This is a genomic window from Photobacterium piscicola (assembly GCF_046058925.1).
Lineage (GTDB): Bacteria > Pseudomonadota > Gammaproteobacteria > Enterobacterales > Vibrionaceae > Photobacterium > Photobacterium piscicola.
In genome coordinates this window covers 617,350-639,101 of the sequence record NZ_CP175534.1, presented here as the reverse complement: position 1 = coordinate 639,101, position 21,752 = coordinate 617,350, and the positions used below count along the sequence as shown (strand labels likewise).

Sequence of the window (21,752 nt, the reverse complement as noted above, 5' to 3'; positions counted from 1 at the left end):
TGATTTTCAGCGACAACAATACGGACTTAACAAAGGTATTCTTCATTAAATCTGCGATTCCGTGCAGAAAATTCTTAGAGAGTGGTGGGCGATACCGGGCTCGAACCAGTGACCCCCTCCTTGTAAGGGAGGTGCTCTCCCAACTGAGCTAATCGCCCACGATAGTATCTTATTTATTTTCACTTTTTAAAGTGAAAGCAAATAATATTTCCTTCGTGGAAAGGAAATGGTGGGTCGTGCAGGATTCGAACCTGCGACCAATTGATTAAAAGTCAACTGCTCTACCAACTGAGCTAACGACCCAATTTGCACTTCAAAGAGAAGTGGCGTCCCGTAGGGGAGTCGAACCCCTGTTACCGCCGTGAAAGGGCGGTGTCCTAGGCCTCTAGACGAACGGGACAATGTTCATAACGTAAGTTGTTGGGCAACTTACGTCGGCTCTTTTACATTTCGACCAAGCAATCTGTGTGGACACTGCATAAAACAGAAAAGTCTTTAGGTAAGGAGGTGATCCAGCCCCAGGTTCCCCTAGGGCTACCTTGTTACGACTTCACCCCAGTCATGAACCACACCGTGGTAAACGCCCTCCCGAAGGTTAAGCTATCTACTTCTGGTGCAGCCCACTCCCATGGTGTGACGGGCGGTGTGTACAAGGCCCGGGAACGTATTCACCGTGACATTCTGATTCACGATTACTAGCGATTCCGACTTCATGGAGTCGAGTTGCAGACTCCAATCCGGACTACGACGTACTTTGTGGGATTCGCTCACTATCGCTAGCTTGCAGCCCTCTGTATACGCCATTGTAGCACGTGTGTAGCCCTACTCGTAAGGGCCATGATGACTTGACGTCGTCCCCACCTTCCTCCGGTTTATCACCGGCAGTCTCCCTGGAGTTCCCACCATTACGTGCTGGCAAACAAGGATAAGGGTTGCGCTCGTTGCGGGACTTAACCCAACATTTCACAACACGAGCTGACGACAGCCATGCAGCACCTGTCTCAGAGTTCCCGAAGGCACTAAGCTATCTCTAGCGAATTCTCTGGATGTCAAGAGTAGGTAAGGTTCTTCGCGTTGCATCGAATTAAACCACATGCTCCACCGCTTGTGCGGGCCCCCGTCAATTCATTTGAGTTTTAATCTTGCGACCGTACTCCCCAGGCGGTCTACTTAACGCGTTAGCTCCGAAAGCCACGGCTCAAGGCCACAACCTTCAAGTAGACATCGTTTACGGCGTGGACTACCAGGGTATCTAATCCTGTTTGCTCCCCACGCTTTCGCATCTGAGCGTCAGTCTTTGTCCAGGGGGCCGCCTTCGCCACCGGTATTCCTTCAGATCTCTACGCATTTCACCGCTACACCTGAAATTCTACCCCCCTCTACAAGACTCTAGTCTGCCAGTTCAAAATGCTGTTCCGAGGTTGAGCCCCGGGCTTTCACATCTTGCTTAACAGACCGCCTGCATGCGCTTTACGCCCAGTAATTCCGATTAACGCTCGCACCCTCCGTATTACCGCGGCTGCTGGCACGGAGTTAGCCGGTGCTTCTTCTGTTGCTAACGTCAAACAGCCAAGCTATTAACTTAACTGCCTTCCTCACAACTGAAAGTACTTTACAACCCGAAGGCCTTCTTCATACACGCGGCATGGCTGCATCAGGGTTTCCCCCATTGTGCAATATTCCCCACTGCTGCCTCCCGTAGGAGTCTGGACCGTGTCTCAGTTCCAGTGTGGCTGATCATCCTCTCAGACCAGCTAGGGATCGTCGCCTTGGTGAGCCATTACCCCACCAACTAGCTAATCCCACCTGGGCTAATCCTGACGCGAGAGGCCCGAAGGTCCCCCTCTTTGCTCCGAAGAGATTATGCGGTATTAGCTATCGTTTCCAATAGTTATCCCCCACATCAGGGTATATTCCCAGGCATTACTCACCCGTCCGCCGCTCGTCAGCAAAGAAAGCAAGCTTTCTTTCTGTTACCGCTCGACTTGCATGTGTTAGGCCTGCCGCCAGCGTTCAATCTGAGCCATGATCAAACTCTTCAATTAAAGTTTTGTTGTCTCTTTCGAGACGGCTCAATGAATACTGACTTCAAAACTACTAATGTAATTTTAAAGCTATTACCATTCCAACAGAATGGTAATGAATTGACTGTGCCAAATAACCGTAGTTATTTGTATTGGTCACTCAGTTCATTGATAAATCTTTCGACTTAACTATTCAACGAGTGCCCACACAGATTGCATGGTCAAATTGTTAAAGAACGTTGACTTTCAATGCCTTAGCGCGTTACGCTTCAGCAAGTCAGGTGGCGTATAATACGCTTTTCTGATATTCAGTCAAGACAAAATTTTATTCTTTTTTATCAATCGATTAAAAAGTAAAAACTTTCTGTTGACATCGCTCACATTACAATCAGCAAGAGCGAAATAAAAGCCCGTTCATTGAACGGGCTTTCATAAATTTGAGCCTGGCGATGTCCTACTCTCACATGGGGAGACCCCACACTACCATCGGCGCTATTACGTTTCACTACTGAGTTCGGCATGGGATCAGGTGGGTCCATAACGCTATGGTCGCCAAGCAAATTCTGGTTTATTTATTGTCTTATGGCAATAAATAGCAATCTGGGAAAAATCTGACTAGTTGTTCTCAACACGCATTCAAGCGTTTGTAGAGTCCGTCTCTTCTCTTTAGAGAAGAAAAACCCCTTGGGTGTTGTATGGTTAAGCCTCACGGGCAATTAGTATCAGTTAGCTCAATGCCTCGCAGCACTTACACACCTGACCTATCAACGTTGTAGTCTTCAACAACCCTTTAGAGACCTTAAAGGTCTAGGGATGACTCATCTTGAGGCTCGCTTCCCGCTTAGATGCTTTCAGCGGTTATCGATTCCGAACTTAGCTACCGGGCAATGCATCTGGCGATACAACCCGAACACCAGCGGTTCGTCCACTCCGGTCCTCTCGTACTAGGAGCAGCCCCTCTCAATCATCCAACGCCCACGGCAGATAGGGACCGAACTGTCTCACGACGTTCTAAACCCAGCTCGCGTACCACTTTAAATGGCGAACAGCCATACCCTTGGGACCGACTTCAGCCCCAGGATGTGATGAGCCGACATCGAGGTGCCAAACACCGCCGTCGATATGAACTCTTGGGCGGTATCAGCCTGTTATCCCCGGAGTACCTTTTATCCGTTGAGCGATGGCCCTTCCATTCAGAACCACCGGATCACTATGACCTGCTTTCGCACCTGCTCGAATTGTCATTCTCGCAGTCAAGCGGGCTTATGCCATTGCACTAACCTCACGATGTCCGACCGTGATTAGCCCACCTTCGTGCTCCTCCGTTACTCTTTGGGAGGAGACCGCCCCAGTCAAACTACCCACCAGGCACTGTCCGTAACCCCGATAAGGGGTCGACGTTAGAACATCAAGCATACAAGGGTGGTATTTCAAGATTGACTCCACAACCACTGGCGCGGTTGCTTCAACGTCTCCCACCTATCCTACACATGTAGGGTCAATGTTCAGTGCCAAGCTATAGTAAAGGTTCACGGGGTCTTTCCGTCTAGCCGCGGGTACACAGCATCTTCACTGCGATTTCAATTTCACTGAGTCTCGGGTGGAGACAGCGTGGCCATCATTACGCCATTCGTGCAGGTCGGAACTTACCCGACAAGGAATTTCGCTACCTTAGGACCGTTATAGTTACGGCCGCCGTTTACCGGGGCTTCGATCAAGAGCTTCGACCGAAGTCTAACCCCATCAATTAACCTTCCGGCACCGGGCAGGCGTCACACCGTATACGTCATCTTTCGATTTGGCACAGTGCTGTGTTTTTAATAAACAGTTGCAGCCACCTGGTATCTGCGACTCCCGGCAGCTTAGAGAGCAAGTCTCATCACCGCTAGGAGCGTACCTTCTCCCGAAGTTACGGTACCATTTTGCCTAGTTCCTTCACCCGAGTTCTCTCAAGCGCCTTGGTATTCTCTACCTGATCACCTGTGTCGGTTTGGGGTACGATTTCTTATAATCTGAAGCTTAGAAGCTTTTCCCGGAAGCATGGCATCAATGACTTCACTACCGTAGTAGCTCGACATCGTATCTCAGCCTTAAGATGAACCGGATTTGCCTAATTCATCAGCCTACATACTTGGACCTGGACAACCGTCGCCAGGCTCACCTAGCCTTCTCCGTCCCTCCATCGCAATTATAAGAAGTACGGGAATATTAACCCGTTTCCCATCGACTACGCCTTTCGGCCTCGCCTTAGGGGTCGACTTACCCTGCCCCGATTAACGTTGGACAGGAACCCTTGATCTTCCGGCGAGGGAGTTTTTCACTCCCTTTATCGTTACTCATGTCAGCATTCGCACTTCTGATACCTCCAGCACACTTTACAATGCACCTTCAACGGCTTACAGAACGCTCCCCTACCCAATATGACAAGTCATATTGCCGCAGCTTCGGTGTATAGCTTAGCCCCGTTAAATCTTCCGCGCAGGCCGACTCGACCAGTGAGCTATTACGCTTTCTTTAAATGATGGCTGCTTCTAAGCCAACATCCTGGCTGTCTGAGCCTTCCCACATCGTTTCCCACTTAGCTATAACTTTGGGACCTTAGCTGGCGGTCTGGGTTGTTTCCCTCTTCACGACGGACGTTAGCACCCGCCGTGTGTCTCCCGGATAGTACTTACTGGTATTCGGAGTTTGCAAAGGGTTGGTAAGTCGGGATGACCCCCTAGCCTTAACAGTGCTCTACCCCCAGTAGTATTCGTCCGAGGCGCTACCTAAATAGCTTTCGGGGAGAACCAGCTATCTCCGAGTTTGATTGGCCTTTCACCCCTAGCCACAAGTCATCCGCTAATTTTTCAACATTAGTCGGTTCGGTCCTCCAGTAAGTGTTACCTCACCTTCAACCTGCCCATGGCTAGATCACTCGGTTTCGGGTCTAATCCTAGCAACTATGACGCCCAGTTAAGACTCGGTTTCCCTACGGCTCCCCTAAACGGTTAACCTTGCTACTAAAATTAAGTCGCTGACCCATTATACAAAAGGTACGCAGTCACCCAACAAGTGGGCTCCTACTGCTTGTACGTACACGGTTTCAGGTTCTATTTCACTCCCCTCACAGGGGTTCTTTTCGCCTTTCCCTCACGGTACTGGTTCACTATCGGTCAGTCAGGAGTATTTAGCCTTGGAGGATGGTCCCCCCATGTTCAAACAGGATATCACGTGTCCCGTCCTACTCGATTTCACTAATAATGCATTTTTGGTTACGGGGCTATCACCCTGTATCGCGGTACTTTCCAGAACCTTCACCTAACGCAGAACTAGCTTAAGGGCTAATCCGGTTTCGCTCGCCGCTACTACCGGAATCTCGGTTGATTTCTCTTCCTCGGGGTACTTAGATGTTTCAGTTCCCCCGGTTTGCCTCATTAACCTATGTATTCAGTTAATGATACTTGCTTATGCAAGTGGGTTTCCCCATTCGGAAATCCCAGACTCAAGAGGCTTTTACTGCCTAATCTGGGCTTATCGCAAGTTAATACGTCCTTCATCGCCTCTGACTGCCAAGGCATCCACCGTGTACGCTTAGTCACTTAACCATACAACCCCAAGAGGTCTTGTATGTTCAAACAACCAAGGTTTGCGTTTAATACTCCGATCAAGAAAATATTAAACATTGGTTTTTCGCCGGACTCATTTATTTGTCTTCACTTTAAAAAGTAAAAACAAAATCAAGACACTTGAATGTGTGTTGTTTTGAGAACTCGTTTTTATTCAAAGAATAAAAACATTTTAAAATTAATCTTTCGATTAAATTTACTAGTCAGCTTTCCAGATTGTTAAAGAACATGTAATCATCGTTAGATAACCACTTTCTAATCACATTCATTACTTTGAATGTATTTAGAAAGTGGTGGAGCTATGCGGGATCGAACCGCAGACCTCCTGCGTGCAAGGCAGGCGCTCTCCCAGCTGAGCTATAACCCCAACGATTTAAAAGACTATACCATCACTTTTTCTGGGAGAAAAAGTGGTGGGTCTGAGTGGACTCGAACCACCGACCTCACCCTTATCAGGGGTGCGCTCTAACCACCTGAGCTACAGACCCAAGTCTTTTTACGTTCTACATTTTAACCAGGCAATCTGTGTGGACACTGCATAAAACAGTATAAGTCTTTAGGTAAGGAGGTGATCCAGCCCCAGGTTCCCCTAGGGCTACCTTGTTACGACTTCACCCCAGTCATGAACCACACCGTGGTAAACGCCCTCCCGAAGGTTAAGCTATCTACTTCTGGTGCAGCCCACTCCCATGGTGTGACGGGCGGTGTGTACAAGGCCCGGGAACGTATTCACCGTGACATTCTGATTCACGATTACTAGCGATTCCGACTTCATGGAGTCGAGTTGCAGACTCCAATCCGGACTACGACGTACTTTGTGGGATTCGCTCACTATCGCTAGCTTGCAGCCCTCTGTATACGCCATTGTAGCACGTGTGTAGCCCTACTCGTAAGGGCCATGATGACTTGACGTCGTCCCCACCTTCCTCCGGTTTATCACCGGCAGTCTCCCTGGAGTTCCCACCATTATGTGCTGGCAAACAAGGATAAGGGTTGCGCTCGTTGCGGGACTTAACCCAACATTTCACAACACGAGCTGACGACAGCCATGCAGCACCTGTCTCAGAGTTCCCGAAGGCACTAAGCTATCTCTAGCGAATTCTCTGGATGTCAAGAGTAGGTAAGGTTCTTCGCGTTGCATCGAATTAAACCACATGCTCCACCGCTTGTGCGGGCCCCCGTCAATTCATTTGAGTTTTAATCTTGCGACCGTACTCCCCAGGCGGTCTACTTAACGCGTTAGCTCCGAAAGCCACGGCTCAAGGCCACAACCTTCAAGTAGACATCGTTTACGGCGTGGACTACCAGGGTATCTAATCCTGTTTGCTCCCCACGCTTTCGCATCTGAGCGTCAGTCTTTGTCCAGGGGGCCGCCTTCGCCACCGGTATTCCTTCAGATCTCTACGCATTTCACCGCTACACCTGAAATTCTACCCCCCTCTACAAGACTCTAGTCTGCCAGTTCAAAATGCTGTTCCGAGGTTGAGCCCCGGGCTTTCACATCTTGCTTAACAGACCGCCTGCATGCGCTTTACGCCCAGTAATTCCGATTAACGCTCGCACCCTCCGTATTACCGCGGCTGCTGGCACGGAGTTAGCCGGTGCTTCTTCTGTTGCTAACGTCAAACAGCCAAGCTATTAACTTAACTGCCTTCCTCACAACTGAAAGTACTTTACAACCCGAAGGCCTTCTTCATACACGCGGCATGGCTGCATCAGGGTTTCCCCCATTGTGCAATATTCCCCACTGCTGCCTCCCGTAGGAGTCTGGACCGTGTCTCAGTTCCAGTGTGGCTGATCATCCTCTCAGACCAGCTAGGGATCGTCGCCTTGGTGAGCCATTACCCCACCAACTAGCTAATCCCACCTGGGCTAATCCTGACGCGAGAGGCCCGAAGGTCCCCCTCTTTGCTCCGAAGAGATTATGCGGTATTAGCTATCGTTTCCAATAGTTATCCCCCACATCAGGGTATATTCCCAGGCATTACTCACCCGTCCGCCGCTCGTCAGCAAAGAAAGCAAGCTTTCTTTCTGTTACCGCTCGACTTGCATGTGTTAGGCCTGCCGCCAGCGTTCAATCTGAGCCATGATCAAACTCTTCAATTAAAGTTTTGTTGTTTCTTTCGAAACGGCTCAATGAATACTGACTTCAAAACTACCTTAGTAATTTTAAAGCTATTATCGTTCCAACAGAACGATAATGAATTGACTGTGCCAAATAAACTTCTCTATAAATAGATTGGGTTATTTGTATTGGTCACTCAGTTCATTGATAAATCTTTCGACTTAACTATTTAACGAGTGCCCACACAGATTGCATGGTCAAATTGTTAAAGAACATACTGACTTTCGGTAACCGCTTGCGCCGTTGTCCGTGTCAGTGAGGTCGCATTATAAGGAGATATTTAAAGCTGACAAGCATAATTTTAAAAAATAAATTCGTTTGCTTAGATTAAAACCAGATATGGCATTAATTGGTATTTTTATAATCTATTTGTTATTGATGACAATTTTTAACTCGTTATAAACAGTTGGCAATTAAAGGTATATCTATCGCTATTTGATAAAAATAATCACACCAATGATATTTATAAATGATAATAACTAACAATGAATGTTCAAAACTAGCAACAAAGAAAATTTAATAGTAAGGAGAGAGGAAATATAAATATAAACGAAGTAGCAGTAGCAGTAGCAGTAGCAGTAGCAGTAGCAGTAGCAGTAGCAGATATTATGAAAACAATACTAATAAAAACTCAAAAAAAAAAGCCGAGTCCAAAGGACTCAGCTTTTTTCTTATTTAACGGCTAGTGCTTATTCAGCAGTAGCTTCTTCCTTTGCAGGACGGTCAAGTAACTCGATGTAAGCCATAGGAGCTTTATCACCAGTACGGAAACCGCACTTCATGATACGAGTGTAACCACCAGGACGCGCTGCGAAGCGTGGACCTAGTTCGTTAAATAATTTCGCAACAACTTCGTTATCACGAGTACGAGCGAATGCAAGACGACGGTTAGCAACACTGTCGGTCTTAGCTAGGGTAATCAAAGGCTCAATTACGCGACGTAGCTCTTTTGCTTTAGGCAAGGTAGTCTTAATTAATTCGTGACGTACCAGAGAGCTAGCCATGTTGCTGAACATCGCTTTACGATGACTGCTGTTGCGGTTGAGTTGACGACCACTCTTACGATGGCGCATGACCTAATCCTTCTAACTAGATATCAGTAAACTATTAATCTTCAGCGATTGATGCAGGTGGCCAATTTTCTAGGCGCATACCTAGAGATAGACCACGAGATGCCAATACATCTTTGATTTCTGTCAAAGACTTCTTACCAAGGTTTGGCGTTTTAAGAAGCTCAACCTCAGTACGCTGAACAAGATCACCGATGTAATGGATCGCTTCTGCTTTCAGACAGTTAGCAGAGCGAACAGTTAGTTCAAGATCGTCTACAGGACGCAGTAGGATCGGATCGAACTCCGGCTTCTCTTCTTTCTCTTCAGGAACTCGTACATCGCGAAGATCTACAAACGCATCCAATTGTTCAGCAAGAATTGTTGCTGCACGGCGGATAGCTTCCTCAGGATCAAGTGTACCGTTAGTCTCCATATCGATTACAAGCTTGTCTAGGTCAGTACGTTGTTCTACACGTGCTGCCTCTACCGCGTAAGCGATACGGTCCACTGGGCTGTAAGTAGCATCTACTAACAAACGACCAATTGGACGCTCATCTTCTTCAGTGTGAATACGAGCTGATGCTGGTACGTAGCCACGACCACGTTCTACCTTGATGCGCATGCTTAATTCAGCATTGTCATCAGTTAAATGGCAGATTACGTGTTCTGGGTTCGCAATCTCAACATCACCATCATGGGTGATGTCACCTGCAACAACAGGGCCTGCACCAGATTTGTTCAGAGTAAGAATAACTTCATCTTTACCCTCAACCTTAACGGCTAGACCTTTAAGGTTAAGAAGAATTTCAAGGATATCCTCCTGAACGCCTTCTTTGGTGCTGTACTCATGTAACACACCGTCGATTTCAACTTCTGTTACAGCACAACCTGGCATAGAAGATAATAAAATACGACGAAGAGCGTTTCCTAGAGTGTGGCCGAAACCACGCTCCAACGGCTCTAGAGTTACTTTTGCGTGCGTAGAGCTGACTTGTTCGATGTCAACTAGACGCGGCTTAAGAAATTCTGTTACAGAACCCTGCATTGTGTCCTCTCTTAACTGTAGCCTTACTTAGAGTAAAGCTCGACGATCAGGTGTTCGTTGATGTCGGCAGACAAATCAGAACGTTCTGGAAGACGCTTAAACGTACCTTCCATCTTGCTGCTGTCTACTTCGACCCAAGTCGGTAGTTCACGCTGTGTAGCAACTTCAAGAGCTGCTTTAATGCGTGCTTGGTTCTTAGCTTTCTCACGAATGCTAACAACGTCGTTTGCCGCTACCTTGAAAGAAGGAACGTTTACGACTTGACCGTTAACTAGAATCGCTTTGTGGCTTACCAATTGACGAGATTCAGCGCGAGTTGCACCAAAGCCCATACGGTAAACTACGTTATCTAAACGACCTTCAAGAAGCTGAAGCAAGTTTTCACCTGTGTTACCCTTGATGCGGGCAGCTGTCTTGTAGTAGTTACGGAATTGTTTTTCTAGTACGCCATATGTACGACGAACTTTCTGCTTCTCACGAAGCTGAACGCCGTAATCAGATAGACGACCGCGACGAGCACCATGTTGGCCCGGAGCGTTATCAATCTTACACTTGGTATCAATCGCACGTACACCAGACTTAAGGAATAAGTCAGTGCCTTCGCGACGGCTAAGCTTTAGCTTAGGACCCAAATATCTTGCCATTTTCTTTCTCCAATATTCCTAGAAACTAAACGTTATACGCGACGTTTCTTAGGTGGACGACAACCGTTATGAGGGATCGGAGTCGCATCAACAATGTTAGTGATACGGAAACCCGCTGCGTTTAGAGCGCGGATTGTAGACTCACGACCAGGACCAGGGCCCTTAACCATAACTTCTAGGTTCTTAACGCCATATTCTTTGGCCATTTCACCACAACGCTCAGCAGCAACCTGTGCAGCGAACGGAGTAGATTTACGAGAACCACGGAAACCTGAACCACCTGCAGTTGCCCATGAAAGAGCATTACCTTGACGGTCAGTAATGGTTACGATTGTGTTGTTGAAAGAAGCATGGATGTGCGCAACGCCATCGGCTACTTGCTTGCGTACGCGCTTACGAGCGCGAGTTGGTTGTTTTGCCATTGTACTCTACCTTATCCGACTATTTTTTGATCGGCTTGCGCGGACCCTTACGGGTACGTGCGTTGGTTTTAGTACGCTGTCCACGTAGAGGTAGACTGCGACGGTGACGAAGACCACGGTAACAACCAAGGTCCATAAGACGCTTGATGTTCATGGAAATTTCACGACGAAGATCACCTTCTACAGTGTATTTAGCTACACCATCACGCAGTAGATCGATCTGTTCTTCAGTTAGTTCACTGATCTTAACATCTTCAGCAATACCCGTTTCAGCTAGAATAGCTTGAGAACGAGTCTTACCGATGCCGTAAATCGCAGTTAATGCGATTACAGCGTGTTTCTGATCAGGAATGTTAATGCCTGCAATACGGGCCACTATTCACTCCTAGTACTTTACAAGAATAACCGCTGCAGAGCCCGTTCAGGATACGCAGCGGTGGTACAATTCTTTTGCACATAACAAAAGATGGTTGACTAATTTAGCCAACCTATCTTCAATTTGCAAGAAATATTTCTGCTAATTAGCCTTGGCGTTGTTTATGCTTTGGCTCACTGCAAATCACACGCACAACACCGTTGCGCTTGATAACTTTACAGTTACGGCAGATTTTCTTAACGGAAGCACGAACTTTCATTGCTAAACTCCGTAAATATGGAAAACTAAACTTAGCGGCCGTAGCCTTTCAGATTAGCTTTTTTCAATACTGACTCATACTGTTGAGACATCAAATGTGTCTGAACTTGAGCCATGAAATCCATGATAACAACAACTACGATTAGTAGGGAAGTACCACCAAAATAAAAGCGGACATTCCATGCAATCATCATGAACTCGGGGATCAGACAGATAAAGGTGATATACAACGCACCCGCTAGGGTTAGTCGAGTCATTACTTTATCAATGTACATTGCGGTCTGTTCACCCGGGCGAATACCAGGTATGAATGCTCCAGACTTCTTCAAGTTATCTGCTGTCTCGCGAGGGTTAAACACCAACGCGGTATAGAAGAAACAGAAGAATATAATTGCAGCAGCGTAGAGCATTACATAAAGTGGCTGTCCTGGACTAAGTGCAAGTGAAATATCACTTAACCAGCCAAGACCTTCACTTTGTCCAAACCACTGAGCCAGTGTGCCTGGAAACAGAATAATACTCGATGCGAAAATTGCTGGGATTACACCTGCCATGTTGATTTTCAACGGTAGGTGTGTGCTCTGCGCTGCGAAGACACGACGGCCTTGTTGACGCTTAGCGTAGTTAACGACGATACGACGTTGACCACGTTCCATGAACACTACAAAGTAAATCACAGCAAAAGATATAACCGCAATTAATAGTAGAAGAAGTACGTGCAATTCACCTTGACGCGCTTGCTCTACGGTCTGTCCAATAGCTGGCGGCAAACCAGCAACGATACCAGTGAAAATAATCACAGATATACCGTTACCAATGCCACGCTCGGTAACTTGCTCACCTAACCACATTAAGAACATGGTACCAGTAACCAAACTAACCACGGCAACAAAATAGAAACTAGGACCTGGATTATGTACCAGGCCTGGAATCATACTTGGTAACCCCGTTGCAATACCAATTGCTTGGAAGGTTGCCAATACAAGCGTACCGTATCGGGTGTACTGACTAATCTTACGACGGCCAGCTTCACCTTCTTTCTTCAACTCAGCCAAGGCTGGATGAACTACTGTTAGCAACTGGACAATAATGGACGCAGAAATATACGGCATTATGCCCAGAGCTAAAATAGAAGCACGCGAGAGTGCACCACCAGAGAACATGTTAAACATCTCAATGATGGTACCCTTTTGCTGCTCGAACAGACTGGCAAGTACAGCAGCGTCAATACCAGGAATAGGCACAAAGGATCCAGCTCGGAATATTAATATCGCACCTAATACAAAGAGAAGGCGTGACTTAAGCTCTGCTAGGCCACCTTGTCCACTACGAAAATCTTGTCCTGGTTGTTTAGCCATCTGTACCTCATCCTCGAGTTAATTATTCCTCGATTTTACCGCCAGCAGCTTCGATAGCAGCTAAAGCGCCTTTAGTAACGCGTAGGCCTTTCACTGTTACTGAACGAGCGATATCACCAGAAAGTACAACTTTCACGAACTTAATGTCCTTAGTGATAACATTCGCAGCTTTTAGTGTTTCAAGGCTTACAACATCACCTTCAACTTTCGCTAGCTCAGCTAGACGAACTTCAGCAGTTACTAGGCTCTTACGAGACGTAAAACCGAACTTTGGTAGACGCTGTTTCAAAGGCATTTGACCGCCTTCAAAACCTGGGCGAACAGAACCACCTGAACGTGATTTCTGACCTTTAACACCACGGCCACAAGTTTTACCTAGACCTGAACCGATACCACGGCCTACGCGCTTCGCAGAAGGCTTAGAACCAGCGGCCGGTGATAGAGTATTCAAACGCATACTGATTACTCCTCAACTTTAACCATGTAGTGAACTTTATTGATCATGCCGCGTACGCAAGCAGTATCTTCAAGTTCAACAGTGTGGTTGATGCGACGAAGGCCTAGGCCGCGCAAAGTAGCTTTATGCTTCGGTAAACGACCGATAGAGCTCTTTGTTTGGGTTACTTTAATAGTTTTAGCCATGTCGATTACTCCAGAATTTCTTTAACAGAAAGACCACGTTTTGCCGCGATCATTTCTGGAGAGTTCATTCCACTTAGACCCAAAATTGTTGCGCGAACAACGTTAATTGGATTAGTAGAACCGTATGTTTTTGCTAGTACGTTACGGATACCCGCAACTTCTAGCACTGCACGCATTGCGCCACCGGCGATGATACCAGTACCTTCTGATGCAGGCTGCATGTACACTTGAGAACCAGTGTGACGGCCTTTAACAGCGTGGTGAAGAGTACCTTCGTTGATTGCGATCGTAACCATGTTACGACGTGCTTTTTCCATCGCTTTCTGGATTGCAGCAGGCACTTCACGTGCTTTACCGTAACCGAAACCGATGCGACCGTTACCGTCACCAACTACTGTTAGTGCAGTAAAGCTGAAAATACGACCACCTTTAACCGTTTTTGAAACACGGTTAACAGCGATCAGTTTTTCATTCAAATCTGATTGTGTCTTTTCGTTAGCCATCTTCCGCCTACCTTAGAATTTCAGACCAGCTTCACGAGCAGCTTCTGCTAGTGTCGCGATACGGCCGTGGTATTGGAAACCAGAGCGATCAAATGCAACGTTAGAGATGCCTTTTTCAATCGCGCGCTCAGCAATAGTTTTACCTACAACTGCAGCAGCGTCTTTGTTTCCGGTACTCTTAACTTGCTCACGGATCGCTTTTTCTAAAGTAGAAGCGGCTGCGATAACCTCAGAGCCGTTCGGTGCGATTACCTGAGCGTACACGTGACGTGGAGTACGGTGTACAACTAGGCGAGTTGCGCCCAGTTCAGCAATCTTACGACGTGCTCGGGTCGCACGACGGATACGAGATGCTTTCTTATCCATAGTGTTACCTTACTTCTTCTTAGCTTCTTTAGTACGCACAACTTCGTCGGCGTAACGAACACCTTTACCTTTATAAGGTTCAGGGCTACGGTAAGCGCGAATATCAGCAGCTACCTGACCAACCAACTGCTTATCAGTACCCGTAAGTACGATTTCAGTTTGTGATGGACATTCAGCTTTGATACCTGCTGGAAGTTCGTGCTCAACTGGATGAGAGAAACCTAGAGTTAGACCTACAGCGTTGCCTTTGATAGCAGCACGGTAACCTACACCCTTAAGAGTCAGCTTCTTAGTGAAGCCTTCGGTAACACCAACAACCATGTTGTTAACTAGTGCACGAGCAGTACCTGCTTGTGCCCAAGCTTTATCGAACCCTTCACGAGGACCGAAAGTAACTTTGTTCTCTTCCAAAGTTAGAACTACTGCTGGGTTCATAACACGAACTAATTCGCCTTTTGAACCTTTAACAGTAATTTCCTGACCGTTAAGATTAACTTCTACGCCGGCAGGGAAAACTACTGGTGCTTTTGCAACACGAGACATGTTCTACTCCTATTATGCTACGTAGCAGATAATCTCACCGCCAAGACCCGCTTTGCGTGCAGCGCGGTCGGTCATAAGACCCTTGGAAGTGGAAATAACAGCAATACCAAGGCCACCCATCACTGATGGTAGCGCACCTTTTTTCTTGTAGATGCGTAGACCAGGACGTGAAACACGTTGGATTTGCTCAATAACTGGATTAGCTTCGAAGTACTTAAGTGTAACTTCTAGCTCTGGCTTAACGTCACCTGTTACAGTGTAGTCAGCCACGAAACCTTCTTCTTGTAATAATGCTGCAATTGCAACTTTAAGCTTAGAAGATGGCATTTTTACAGCAACTTTTTTCGCTGCCTGACCGTTACGAAGACGGGTCAGCATATCCGAAATCGGATCTTGCATGCTCATAAGTTAATACTCCGTGATTCTGAATTGCTTACTGGATTACCAGCTTGCTTTACGTAGACCCGGAATCTCGCCTTTCATGCAAGCTTCACGAACCTTGATACGGCTAAGACCGAACTTACGTAGGTAGCCGTGTGGACGTCCAGTCTGGTTACAGCGATTACGCTGACGAGACTTCGCAGAATCACGTGGTAGTGACTGAAGTTTAAGCACTGCATTCCAGCGATCTTCTTCAGACGCATTCACGTCGCTAATTAGAGCTTTTAGCGCAGCACGCTTTTCAGCGAACTTAGCTACTAGCTTGGCACGTTTAGCTTCACGTGCCTTCATTGATTCTTTAGCCATTAGTAACCCTTACTTTTACTTACGGAATGGGAAGTTAAAAGCAGACAGTAGAGCTAGAGCTTCTTCATCAGATTTAGCAGAAGTTGTGATTGTGATGTCTAAACCACGTACACGATCTACTTTATCGAAATCGATTTCTGGGAAGATGATCTGCTCACGAACGCCCATGCTGTAGTTACCACGACCATCGAATGATTTCGGGTTTAAACCACGGAAATCTCGAATACGAGGTACAGCAATTGAAATTAGACGCTCGAAAAAGTCCCACATACGCTCGCCACGTAAGGTTACTTTACAGCCAATAGGGTAGCCCTCACGGATCTTAAAGCCTGCAACTGACTTGCGTGCTACTGTGATTAGCGGCTTCTGACCTGCAATTGCAGTCATGTCAGCAGCAGCGTTTTCTAGCAGCTTCTTGTCGTTGATAGCTTCGCCCACACCCATATTAAGTGTGATCTTTTCGATCCTTGGGACTTGCATGATACTCTTGTATTCGAACTTGCCAGCAAGGTCTTTTACAACAGTCTCTTTGTAGTAATCATGCAGTTTCGCCATAGTACTACTCCAAACTTACTTGATAGTTTCGCCAGTCGATTTAAAGAAACGAACTTTTTTGTCGTCTTCAAATCGGAAGCCTACACGGTCCGCTTTACCTTGACCGTTAACGATAGCAACATTAGACGCATCGATCGCAGCTTCCTGCTCAACGATACCGCCTTGAACACCCATTGCCGGAACCGGCTTCTGGTGTTTCTTAACCATGTTGATACCTTCAACGATAACTTTACCGGTTGCTAGAACCTTAGTTACTTTACCAGTCTTGCCTTTATCTTTACCAGCAAGAATGATAACTTCGTCGTTACGACGGATTTTAGCTGCCATTATAGTCGCTCCTTAAAGTACTTCTGGCGCTAGTGATACAATCTTCATGAATTTCGTATTACGAAGTTCACGAGTCACAGGGCCAAAGATACGGGTACCGATAGGTTGCTCAGTGTTGTCGTTCAACAATACGCAAGCATTACGGTCAAAGCGAATGACAGAGCCATCTTGACGACGAACGCCTTTACGGGTGCGTACAACCACCGCTTTCAGTACATCACCTTTCTTAACTTTACCGCGTGGAATTGCTTCCTTTACAGTAATCTTGATGATGTCACCGATATGTGCATAGCGACGGTGAGAACCACCCAGAACCTTAATACACATTACGCTACGTGCGCCGGAGTTATCCGCAGCATCAAGCATACTTTGCATTTGGATCATGTTAGTGCTCCGCTAATTTAAAACATCTAGACCCAAATCGAGTCGATATGCCTTTTCTTCAAAGGCGGCGAATAATAACACCATTTTCGACCGATGGGTAGATAAAAAAATGAACGGCCCTAAGTTTTTCAGGGCCGCTTACTTAAGTAGTTGTTAGTACGTATTAAATACGTGCTTTCTCAACTACGCGTACCAAAGCCCAAGACTTAGTCTTTGACATTGGACGGCACTCGCGAACTTCAACCATGTCGCCTAGGCCACATTCGTTGTTTTCATCGTGTGCATGAAGCTTAGTCGTGCGTGTGATGTACTTACCGTAAATCGGGTGCTTCACTTTACGCTCGATAGCAACAACAATAGACTTATCGCCTTTGTCGCTAACTACACGACCAAGCTGAGTACGGATTTGATCGCTCATTATGCGCCAGCCTTCTCAGTCAGTACAGTTTTAACACGTGCGATATCACGACGTACAGTTTTAAGATTGTGAGTCTGCTGTAGTTGACCAGTCGCAGCTTGCATGCGCAAGTTAAACTGTTCACGTAGCAAATTCACAAGCTCTGCATTAAGCTCTTCAACGCTTTTAGCGCGTAGATCTAGTGCATTCATCACATCACCGCCTTAATTACGAATGTTGTCTTGATTGGTAGCTTACGTGCAGCAAGATTAAATGCTTCACGAGCTAATGTTTCAGGAACACCACCCATTTCGTATAGAACTTTACCTGGTTGAATCTGTGCAACCCAGTACTCCACACTACCTTTACCTTTACCTTGACGAACTTCAAGAGGCTTAGATGTGATTGGTTTGTCTGGGAATACACGAATCCAGATTTGGCCCTGACGTTTTACATGACGAGTCATAGCACGACGTGCAGCTTCGATCTGACGAGCAGTTAGACGACCACGGCCGACTGCTTTAAGACCAAATGTACCAAAGCTTACATCAGTACCGTTCGCTAAACCGCGGTTACGGCCTTTAAAGGCCTTGCGGAATTTAGTGCGTTTAGGTTGCAGCATCAATAAACTCCTTATTTACGGCTTTTGCGCTGCTTCTTAGGCTTGTCAGCCTTTGGCTCTTCAACCGGCATGCCGCCTAGAACTTCACCTTTGAAGATCCAAACTTTAACGCCGATAACACCGTATTGGGTGTGAGCCGAAGAAGTTGCGTAGTCAATGTCAGCACGAAGAGTGTGTAGAGGCACACGGCCTTCACGGTACCACTCAGTACGTGCAATTTCAGCACCGCCTAGACGGCCGCTTACTTCAACTTTGATACCTTTAGCGCCAAGACGCATAGCGTTTTGAACTGCACGCTTCATCGCGCGACGGAACATTACACGACGCTCTAGTTGAGACGAAATACTGTCTGCTACTAGTTGACCATCTAGTTCTGGTTTACGTACTTCAGCGATGTTGATCTGAGCTGGAACGCCCGCGATCTTCGCAACTGCTGCACGTAGTTTCTCTACGTCTTCGCCTTTCTTACCGATTACTACGCCTGGACGAGCAGTGTGAATAGTCACACGGATGCTCTTCGCAGGACGCTCGATAACGATGCGTGATAGAGATGCTTTTGCTAGTTCCTTAGTAAGGAACTGGCGTACCTTGAAATCGCCGTCTAGGTTGTCAGCGAATTCTTGGCTGTTAGCAAACCAAGTGGTATTCCAAGGCTTACAGATGCCTAAACGAATACCATTAGGATGTACTTTCTGACCCATTGCTTTCTCTCCTAGTCTCTTAGCGGTCTGCTACAACAACAGTGATGTGGCTAGAACGCTTCAAGATGCGATCGGCACGGCCTTTAGCACGAGGCATAATACGCTTCATGGTAGGACCTTCGTCAACGAAGATTTTAGCAACATTAAGATCATCAATGTCTGCGCCTTCGTTGTGTTCTGCGTTAGCGATAGCTGACTCTAGAACTTTCTTGATTAAATCAGCAGCTTTTTTGTTGCTGAAATTAAGAATTTCTAGAGCTTGAGCAACTGGCTTACCGCGCAGTTGATCTGCAACCAAACGAGCTTTTTGCGGCGAAATGCGAGCAAAGCGATGTTTAGCGATAGCTTCCATTACCTACTCCTTAGCGCTTTTTAGCTTTCTTATCCGCAGCATGACCGCGGTAAGTACGTGTTGGTGCAAATTCGCCTAGCTTGTGACCGATCATTTCTTCAGAAACGAAAACAGGAACGTGCTGACGACCATTATGGACAGCGATGGTCAAACCGATCATCTGAGGGATGATCATTGAGCGACGGGACCAAGTCTTAACAGGCTTTTTGTCTCCGCTTTCCAACGCTTTCTCTACCTTCTTCAGCAAGTGTAGGTCAATGAATGGACCTTTCTTGAGAGAACGTGGCATGGCGTATCCTCTTTATAATTACTTATTACGACGACGTACGATGTACTTGTCGGTGCGCTTGTTGCTACGAGTCTTATAACCCTTAGTTGGAACGCCCCAAGGTGTTACTGGATGACGACCGCCTGATGTACGACCTTCACCACCACCATGTGGGTGATCCACTGGGTTCATTACAACACCACGTACAGTTGGACGAACACCGCGCCAGCGTGAAGCACCAGCTTTACCTAGCTCACGTAGCATGTGTTCTGCGTTACCAACTTCACCTAGAGTCGCACGACCGTCAGCAAGAACTTTACGCATTTCACCAGAACGTAGACGTAGAGTCACATAAGTGCCTGCACGTGCAATGATCTGAGCGTATGCACCAGCTGAACGAGCCAGCTGTGCACCTTTACCAGGCTTAAGTTCAACACAGTGTACTGTTGAACCTACTGGGATGTTGCGCATTGGTAAAGTGTTACCAACTTTGATAGCAGCATCTTCGCCAGACTGGATCATATCACCAGCTTGGATACCTTTAGGTGCGATAATGTAGCGGCGCTCACCGTCTGCGTACAGAACTAGAGCAATGTTTGCGCTACGGTTTGGATCGTATTCTAGACGCTCAACTTTCGCTGGGATGCCATCTTTAGTACGTTTAAAGTCAATTAGACGGTAGTGTTGTTTGTTACCACCACCAATATGACGTACTGTGATACGACCGTTATTGTTACGACCACCAGTCTTAGAGTTTTTCTCTAGAAGTGGTGCGTACGGCTTACCCTTATGCAGGTCAGAGTTAACCACTTTAACTACGTGGCGACGACCTGGGGAAGTCGGCTTACATTTTACAATAGCCATTCTTCTTTGCTCCTAGCCTTACTCTGCACTACCAGCGAAGTCGATGTCTTGACCTTCTTTCAAGATAACATACGCTTTCTTCACGTCTGAACGACGGCCTTGGCGCATACCTTGACGTTTGGTCTTACCCTTAGTGATAAGAGTATTTACAGACTTAACTTCAACCTCAAACAGTTTTTCAACTGCTGCTTTGATCTCTCTCTTTGTCGCAGTAATAGCAACTTTAAACACGATAGTATTCGCGTTTTCAGCAGCCATTGATGCTTTTTCAGAGATGTGCGGAGCACGTAGAACTTTTAAAATACGCTCTTCAGTGATCATGCTAGCATCTCCTCGATTGCTTTAACTGCTGCTGCAGTCATTACAATTTTATCGAAAGCGATCAAGCTAACTGGATCGATTGCCGCTGCGTCACGTACGTCTACTTTGTATAGGTTACGTGCTGCAAGGAATAGATTCTCATCTAGTTCGCCAGTTACGATTAGTGCATCAGTTAGCTCAAGCTCTTTAAGCTTAGCAACTAGTGCTTTTGTCTTTGGTGCTTCTAGAGTGAAGTTTTCAACAACGATTAAACGCTCTTGACGAACTAACTCAGAAAGAATGCTCTTCATAGCACCGCGGTACATTTTCTTGTTTACTTTTTGGCTGTGATCCTGAGGACGAGCAGCGAAAGTAACACCACCAGAACGCCATAGCGGACTGCGGATTGTACCTGCACGAGCGCGACCAGTACCCTTCTGGCGCCATGGCTTAGCGCCACCACCAGAAACGTCTGAACGAGTCTTCTGAGCACGTGTACCCTGACGAGCACCTGCTGCAAACGCAACAACTACTTGGTGTACAAGCGCTTCATTGAAATCACGCCCAAAAGTAGTTTCGGAGACAGTTAGCGCGTTAGCGCCTTTGACTACCAATTCCATTACTAACTCCTCGACGTTACGCTTTAACAGCTGGTTTAACGATCACGTTACCGCCTGTAGCACCAGGGACTGCACCTTTAATAAGAAGCAGATTGCGCTCAGCGTCAACACGTACGATCTCTAGGTTTTGAGTCGTTACACGCTCAGCACCCATGTGACCAGCCATTTTCTTGCCTTTAAATACACGACCTGGAGTTTGACATTGGCCAATTGAACCCGGAGCGCGGTGAGACAAGGAGTTACCATGGGTCATATCTTGAGTACGGAAGTTCCAGCGCTTAATAGCACCTTGGAAACCCTTACCTTTAGATGTACCAGTAACGTCTACTTTTTTAATTTCGTTAAAGATTTCAACACTTAGCTCAGCGCCAACTGCGAATTCTTCATTATTTTCTAGACGGAATTCCCAAAGACCGCGACCAGCTTCTACACCTGCTTTCGCAAAGTGACCAGCTTCTGGCTTAGATACGCGGCTAGCTTTCTTAGTTCCAGCTGTTACTTGAATAGCGTTGTAACCGTCAGTTTCTACAGATTTAACCTGAGTAACGCGGTTGTTTTCAACTTCAACAACAGTAACTGGAATAGAAATGCCATCTTCGGTAAAGATGCGGGTCATGCCCACTTTACGACCGATTAGACCAATCATTCT

General features: G+C 46.7%; 27 protein-coding genes, 5 tRNA genes and 4 rRNA genes. All 36 read right to left on the bottom strand.

Annotated features, from left to right (window positions below; genetic code table 11):
* Positions 1 to 82 precede the first annotated feature (82 nt).
* Positions 83 to 158 (bottom strand) — tRNA-Val (locus ACJZU6_RS03135).
* Between the two features lie 69 nt (positions 159 to 227).
* Positions 228 to 303 (bottom strand) — tRNA-Lys (locus ACJZU6_RS03130).
* Positions 304 to 324: 21 nt separating this feature from the next.
* Positions 325 to 400: transfer RNA gene (locus ACJZU6_RS03125), tRNA-Glu, on the bottom strand.
* Positions 401 to 500: 100 nt separating this feature from the next.
* Positions 501 to 2,045 (bottom strand): 16S ribosomal RNA (locus ACJZU6_RS03120).
* 420 nt (positions 2,046 to 2,465) lie between these two features.
* Positions 2,466 to 2,581: ribosomal RNA gene (gene rrf, locus ACJZU6_RS03115) — 5S ribosomal RNA — on the bottom strand.
* Positions 2,582 to 2,719: 138 nt separating this feature from the next.
* Positions 2,720 to 5,611: ribosomal RNA gene (locus tag ACJZU6_RS03110) — 23S ribosomal RNA — on the bottom strand.
* A gap of 312 nt (positions 5,612 to 5,923) precedes the next feature.
* Positions 5,924 to 5,999, bottom strand: a tRNA-Ala gene (locus ACJZU6_RS03105).
* Positions 6,000 to 6,043: 44 nt separating this feature from the next.
* Positions 6,044 to 6,120: transfer RNA gene (locus ACJZU6_RS03100), tRNA-Ile, on the bottom strand.
* Between the two features lie 73 nt (positions 6,121 to 6,193).
* Positions 6,194 to 7,738: ribosomal RNA gene (locus tag ACJZU6_RS03095) — 16S ribosomal RNA — on the bottom strand.
* The 16S, 23S and 5S rRNA genes sit together here with 5 tRNA genes alongside, the layout of an rRNA operon.
* A gap of 708 nt (positions 7,739 to 8,446) precedes the next feature.
* On the bottom strand, positions 8,447 to 8,830 hold the full coding sequence (rplQ, locus tag ACJZU6_RS03090; protein ID WP_045032685.1) for a 50S ribosomal protein L17: 384 nt from the start codon (positions 8,828 to 8,830) through the stop codon (positions 8,447 to 8,449).
* Positions 8,831 to 8,864: 34 nt separating this feature from the next.
* Complete coding sequence (locus tag ACJZU6_RS03085; protein ID WP_036789646.1) at positions 8,865 to 9,854, bottom strand: DNA-directed RNA polymerase subunit alpha; 990 nt, start codon at positions 9,852 to 9,854, stop codon at positions 8,865 to 8,867.
* A gap of 23 nt (positions 9,855 to 9,877) precedes the next feature.
* The gene (gene rpsD / locus ACJZU6_RS03080) at positions 9,878 to 10,498 is read right to left on the bottom strand and encodes a 30S ribosomal protein S4 (protein ID WP_061000877.1); all 621 of its coding nucleotides are present in this window, start codon (positions 10,496 to 10,498) and stop codon (positions 9,878 to 9,880) included.
* A 32-nt stretch (positions 10,499 to 10,530) separates the two neighbouring features.
* A complete protein-coding gene (gene rpsK, locus ACJZU6_RS03075) occupies positions 10,531 to 10,920 on the bottom strand; it encodes a 30S ribosomal protein S11 (protein ID WP_005370963.1) in 390 nt (129 codons plus the stop codon).
* 19 nt (positions 10,921 to 10,939) lie between these two features.
* The gene (rpsM, locus tag ACJZU6_RS03070; RefSeq protein WP_005370966.1) at positions 10,940 to 11,296 is read right to left on the bottom strand and encodes a 30S ribosomal protein S13; all 357 of its coding nucleotides are present in this window, start codon (positions 11,294 to 11,296) and stop codon (positions 10,940 to 10,942) included.
* 145 nt (positions 11,297 to 11,441) lie between these two features.
* Positions 11,442 to 11,555, bottom strand: coding sequence for a 50S ribosomal protein L36 (gene rpmJ, locus ACJZU6_RS03065; protein WP_000868186.1), 114 nt, complete (start codon positions 11,553 to 11,555; stop codon positions 11,442 to 11,444).
* 31 nt (positions 11,556 to 11,586) lie between these two features.
* Positions 11,587 to 12,912, bottom strand: coding sequence for a preprotein translocase subunit SecY (gene secY / locus ACJZU6_RS03060; RefSeq protein WP_045038820.1), 1,326 nt, complete (start codon positions 12,910 to 12,912; stop codon positions 11,587 to 11,589).
* A gap of 22 nt (positions 12,913 to 12,934) precedes the next feature.
* Positions 12,935 to 13,369, bottom strand: a complete 435-nt coding sequence (gene rplO, locus ACJZU6_RS03055) for a 50S ribosomal protein L15 (protein ID WP_036789641.1) — start codon at positions 13,367 to 13,369, stop codon at positions 12,935 to 12,937.
* Positions 13,370 to 13,374: 5 nt separating this feature from the next.
* Positions 13,375 to 13,554, bottom strand: a complete 180-nt coding sequence (gene rpmD / locus ACJZU6_RS03050; RefSeq protein ID WP_045032680.1) for a 50S ribosomal protein L30 — start codon at positions 13,552 to 13,554, stop codon at positions 13,375 to 13,377.
* A 5-nt stretch (positions 13,555 to 13,559) separates the two neighbouring features.
* Positions 13,560 to 14,057: a 30S ribosomal protein S5 gene (gene rpsE / locus ACJZU6_RS03045; RefSeq protein WP_036789639.1), complete on the bottom strand. Its 498-nt coding sequence runs from the start codon at positions 14,055 to 14,057 to the stop codon at positions 13,560 to 13,562.
* Positions 14,058 to 14,069: 12 nt separating this feature from the next.
* The gene (gene rplR / locus ACJZU6_RS03040; RefSeq protein ID WP_036789636.1) at positions 14,070 to 14,423 is read right to left on the bottom strand and encodes a 50S ribosomal protein L18; all 354 of its coding nucleotides are present in this window, start codon (positions 14,421 to 14,423) and stop codon (positions 14,070 to 14,072) included.
* A 9-nt stretch (positions 14,424 to 14,432) separates the two neighbouring features.
* Positions 14,433 to 14,966, bottom strand: coding sequence for a 50S ribosomal protein L6 (gene rplF, locus ACJZU6_RS03035; protein WP_036789632.1), 534 nt, complete (start codon positions 14,964 to 14,966; stop codon positions 14,433 to 14,435).
* 12 nt (positions 14,967 to 14,978) lie between these two features.
* Positions 14,979 to 15,371, bottom strand: coding sequence for a 30S ribosomal protein S8 (gene rpsH / locus ACJZU6_RS03030; RefSeq protein ID WP_036789627.1), 393 nt, complete (start codon positions 15,369 to 15,371; stop codon positions 14,979 to 14,981).
* A 36-nt stretch (positions 15,372 to 15,407) separates the two neighbouring features.
* Entirely contained in the window at positions 15,408 to 15,713 is a 306-nt protein-coding gene (gene rpsN / locus ACJZU6_RS03025) for a 30S ribosomal protein S14 (protein ID WP_005370985.1), read from the bottom strand.
* A gap of 15 nt (positions 15,714 to 15,728) precedes the next feature.
* Positions 15,729 to 16,268, bottom strand: a complete 540-nt coding sequence (gene rplE, locus ACJZU6_RS03020; protein WP_036789621.1) for a 50S ribosomal protein L5 — start codon at positions 16,266 to 16,268, stop codon at positions 15,729 to 15,731.
* A gap of 15 nt (positions 16,269 to 16,283) precedes the next feature.
* Complete coding sequence (gene rplX / locus ACJZU6_RS03015; protein WP_036789611.1) at positions 16,284 to 16,595, bottom strand: 50S ribosomal protein L24; 312 nt, start codon at positions 16,593 to 16,595, stop codon at positions 16,284 to 16,286.
* A gap of 12 nt (positions 16,596 to 16,607) precedes the next feature.
* Positions 16,608 to 16,979 carry a 50S ribosomal protein L14 gene (rplN, locus tag ACJZU6_RS03010; RefSeq protein ID WP_045032667.1) on the bottom strand — a complete coding sequence of 124 codons (372 nt, stop codon included), beginning with the start codon at positions 16,977 to 16,979 and terminating at the stop codon, positions 16,608 to 16,610.
* A gap of 163 nt (positions 16,980 to 17,142) precedes the next feature.
* Positions 17,143 to 17,397: a 30S ribosomal protein S17 gene (gene rpsQ / locus ACJZU6_RS03005; RefSeq protein WP_036789606.1), complete on the bottom strand. Its 255-nt coding sequence runs from the start codon at positions 17,395 to 17,397 to the stop codon at positions 17,143 to 17,145.
* Positions 17,397 to 17,588, bottom strand: coding sequence for a 50S ribosomal protein L29 (gene rpmC / locus ACJZU6_RS03000; RefSeq protein WP_036789604.1), 192 nt, complete (start codon positions 17,586 to 17,588; stop codon positions 17,397 to 17,399). Before rpmC ends, rpsQ begins: the two co-directional genes overlap by 1 nt.
* The gene (gene rplP / locus ACJZU6_RS02995) at positions 17,588 to 17,998 is read right to left on the bottom strand and encodes a 50S ribosomal protein L16 (RefSeq protein WP_080159320.1); all 411 of its coding nucleotides are present in this window, start codon (positions 17,996 to 17,998) and stop codon (positions 17,588 to 17,590) included. The genes rpmC and rplP overlap by 1 nt, the downstream gene beginning before the upstream one ends.
* Positions 17,999 to 18,009: 11 nt before the next feature.
* A complete protein-coding gene (gene rpsC, locus ACJZU6_RS02990) occupies positions 18,010 to 18,699 on the bottom strand; it encodes a 30S ribosomal protein S3 (RefSeq protein WP_036789594.1) in 690 nt (229 codons plus the stop codon).
* A gap of 19 nt (positions 18,700 to 18,718) precedes the next feature.
* The gene (gene rplV / locus ACJZU6_RS02985; RefSeq protein ID WP_005302797.1) at positions 18,719 to 19,051 is read right to left on the bottom strand and encodes a 50S ribosomal protein L22; all 333 of its coding nucleotides are present in this window, start codon (positions 19,049 to 19,051) and stop codon (positions 18,719 to 18,721) included.
* Positions 19,052 to 19,061: 10 nt separating this feature from the next.
* Positions 19,062 to 19,340: a 30S ribosomal protein S19 gene (rpsS, locus tag ACJZU6_RS02980; protein WP_005302795.1), complete on the bottom strand. Its 279-nt coding sequence runs from the start codon at positions 19,338 to 19,340 to the stop codon at positions 19,062 to 19,064.
* A gap of 18 nt (positions 19,341 to 19,358) precedes the next feature.
* Positions 19,359 to 20,183 carry a 50S ribosomal protein L2 gene (gene rplB, locus ACJZU6_RS02975; protein ID WP_045038830.1) on the bottom strand — a complete coding sequence of 275 codons (825 nt, stop codon included), beginning with the start codon at positions 20,181 to 20,183 and terminating at the stop codon, positions 19,359 to 19,361.
* Between the two features lie 18 nt (positions 20,184 to 20,201).
* Positions 20,202 to 20,504 (bottom strand): 50S ribosomal protein L23, encoded by a 303-nt coding sequence (gene rplW / locus ACJZU6_RS02970; RefSeq protein WP_036789589.1) that lies wholly within the window; start codon positions 20,502 to 20,504, stop codon positions 20,202 to 20,204.
* A complete protein-coding gene (gene rplD, locus ACJZU6_RS02965; RefSeq protein ID WP_036789587.1) occupies positions 20,501 to 21,103 on the bottom strand; it encodes a 50S ribosomal protein L4 in 603 nt (200 codons plus the stop codon). The genes rplW and rplD overlap by 4 nt, the downstream gene beginning before the upstream one ends.
* Before the next feature lie 16 nt (positions 21,104 to 21,119).
* Positions 21,120 to 21,749, bottom strand: a complete 630-nt coding sequence (rplC, locus tag ACJZU6_RS02960; RefSeq protein ID WP_036789584.1) for a 50S ribosomal protein L3 — start codon at positions 21,747 to 21,749, stop codon at positions 21,120 to 21,122.
* Positions 21,750 to 21,752 lie beyond the last annotated feature (3 nt).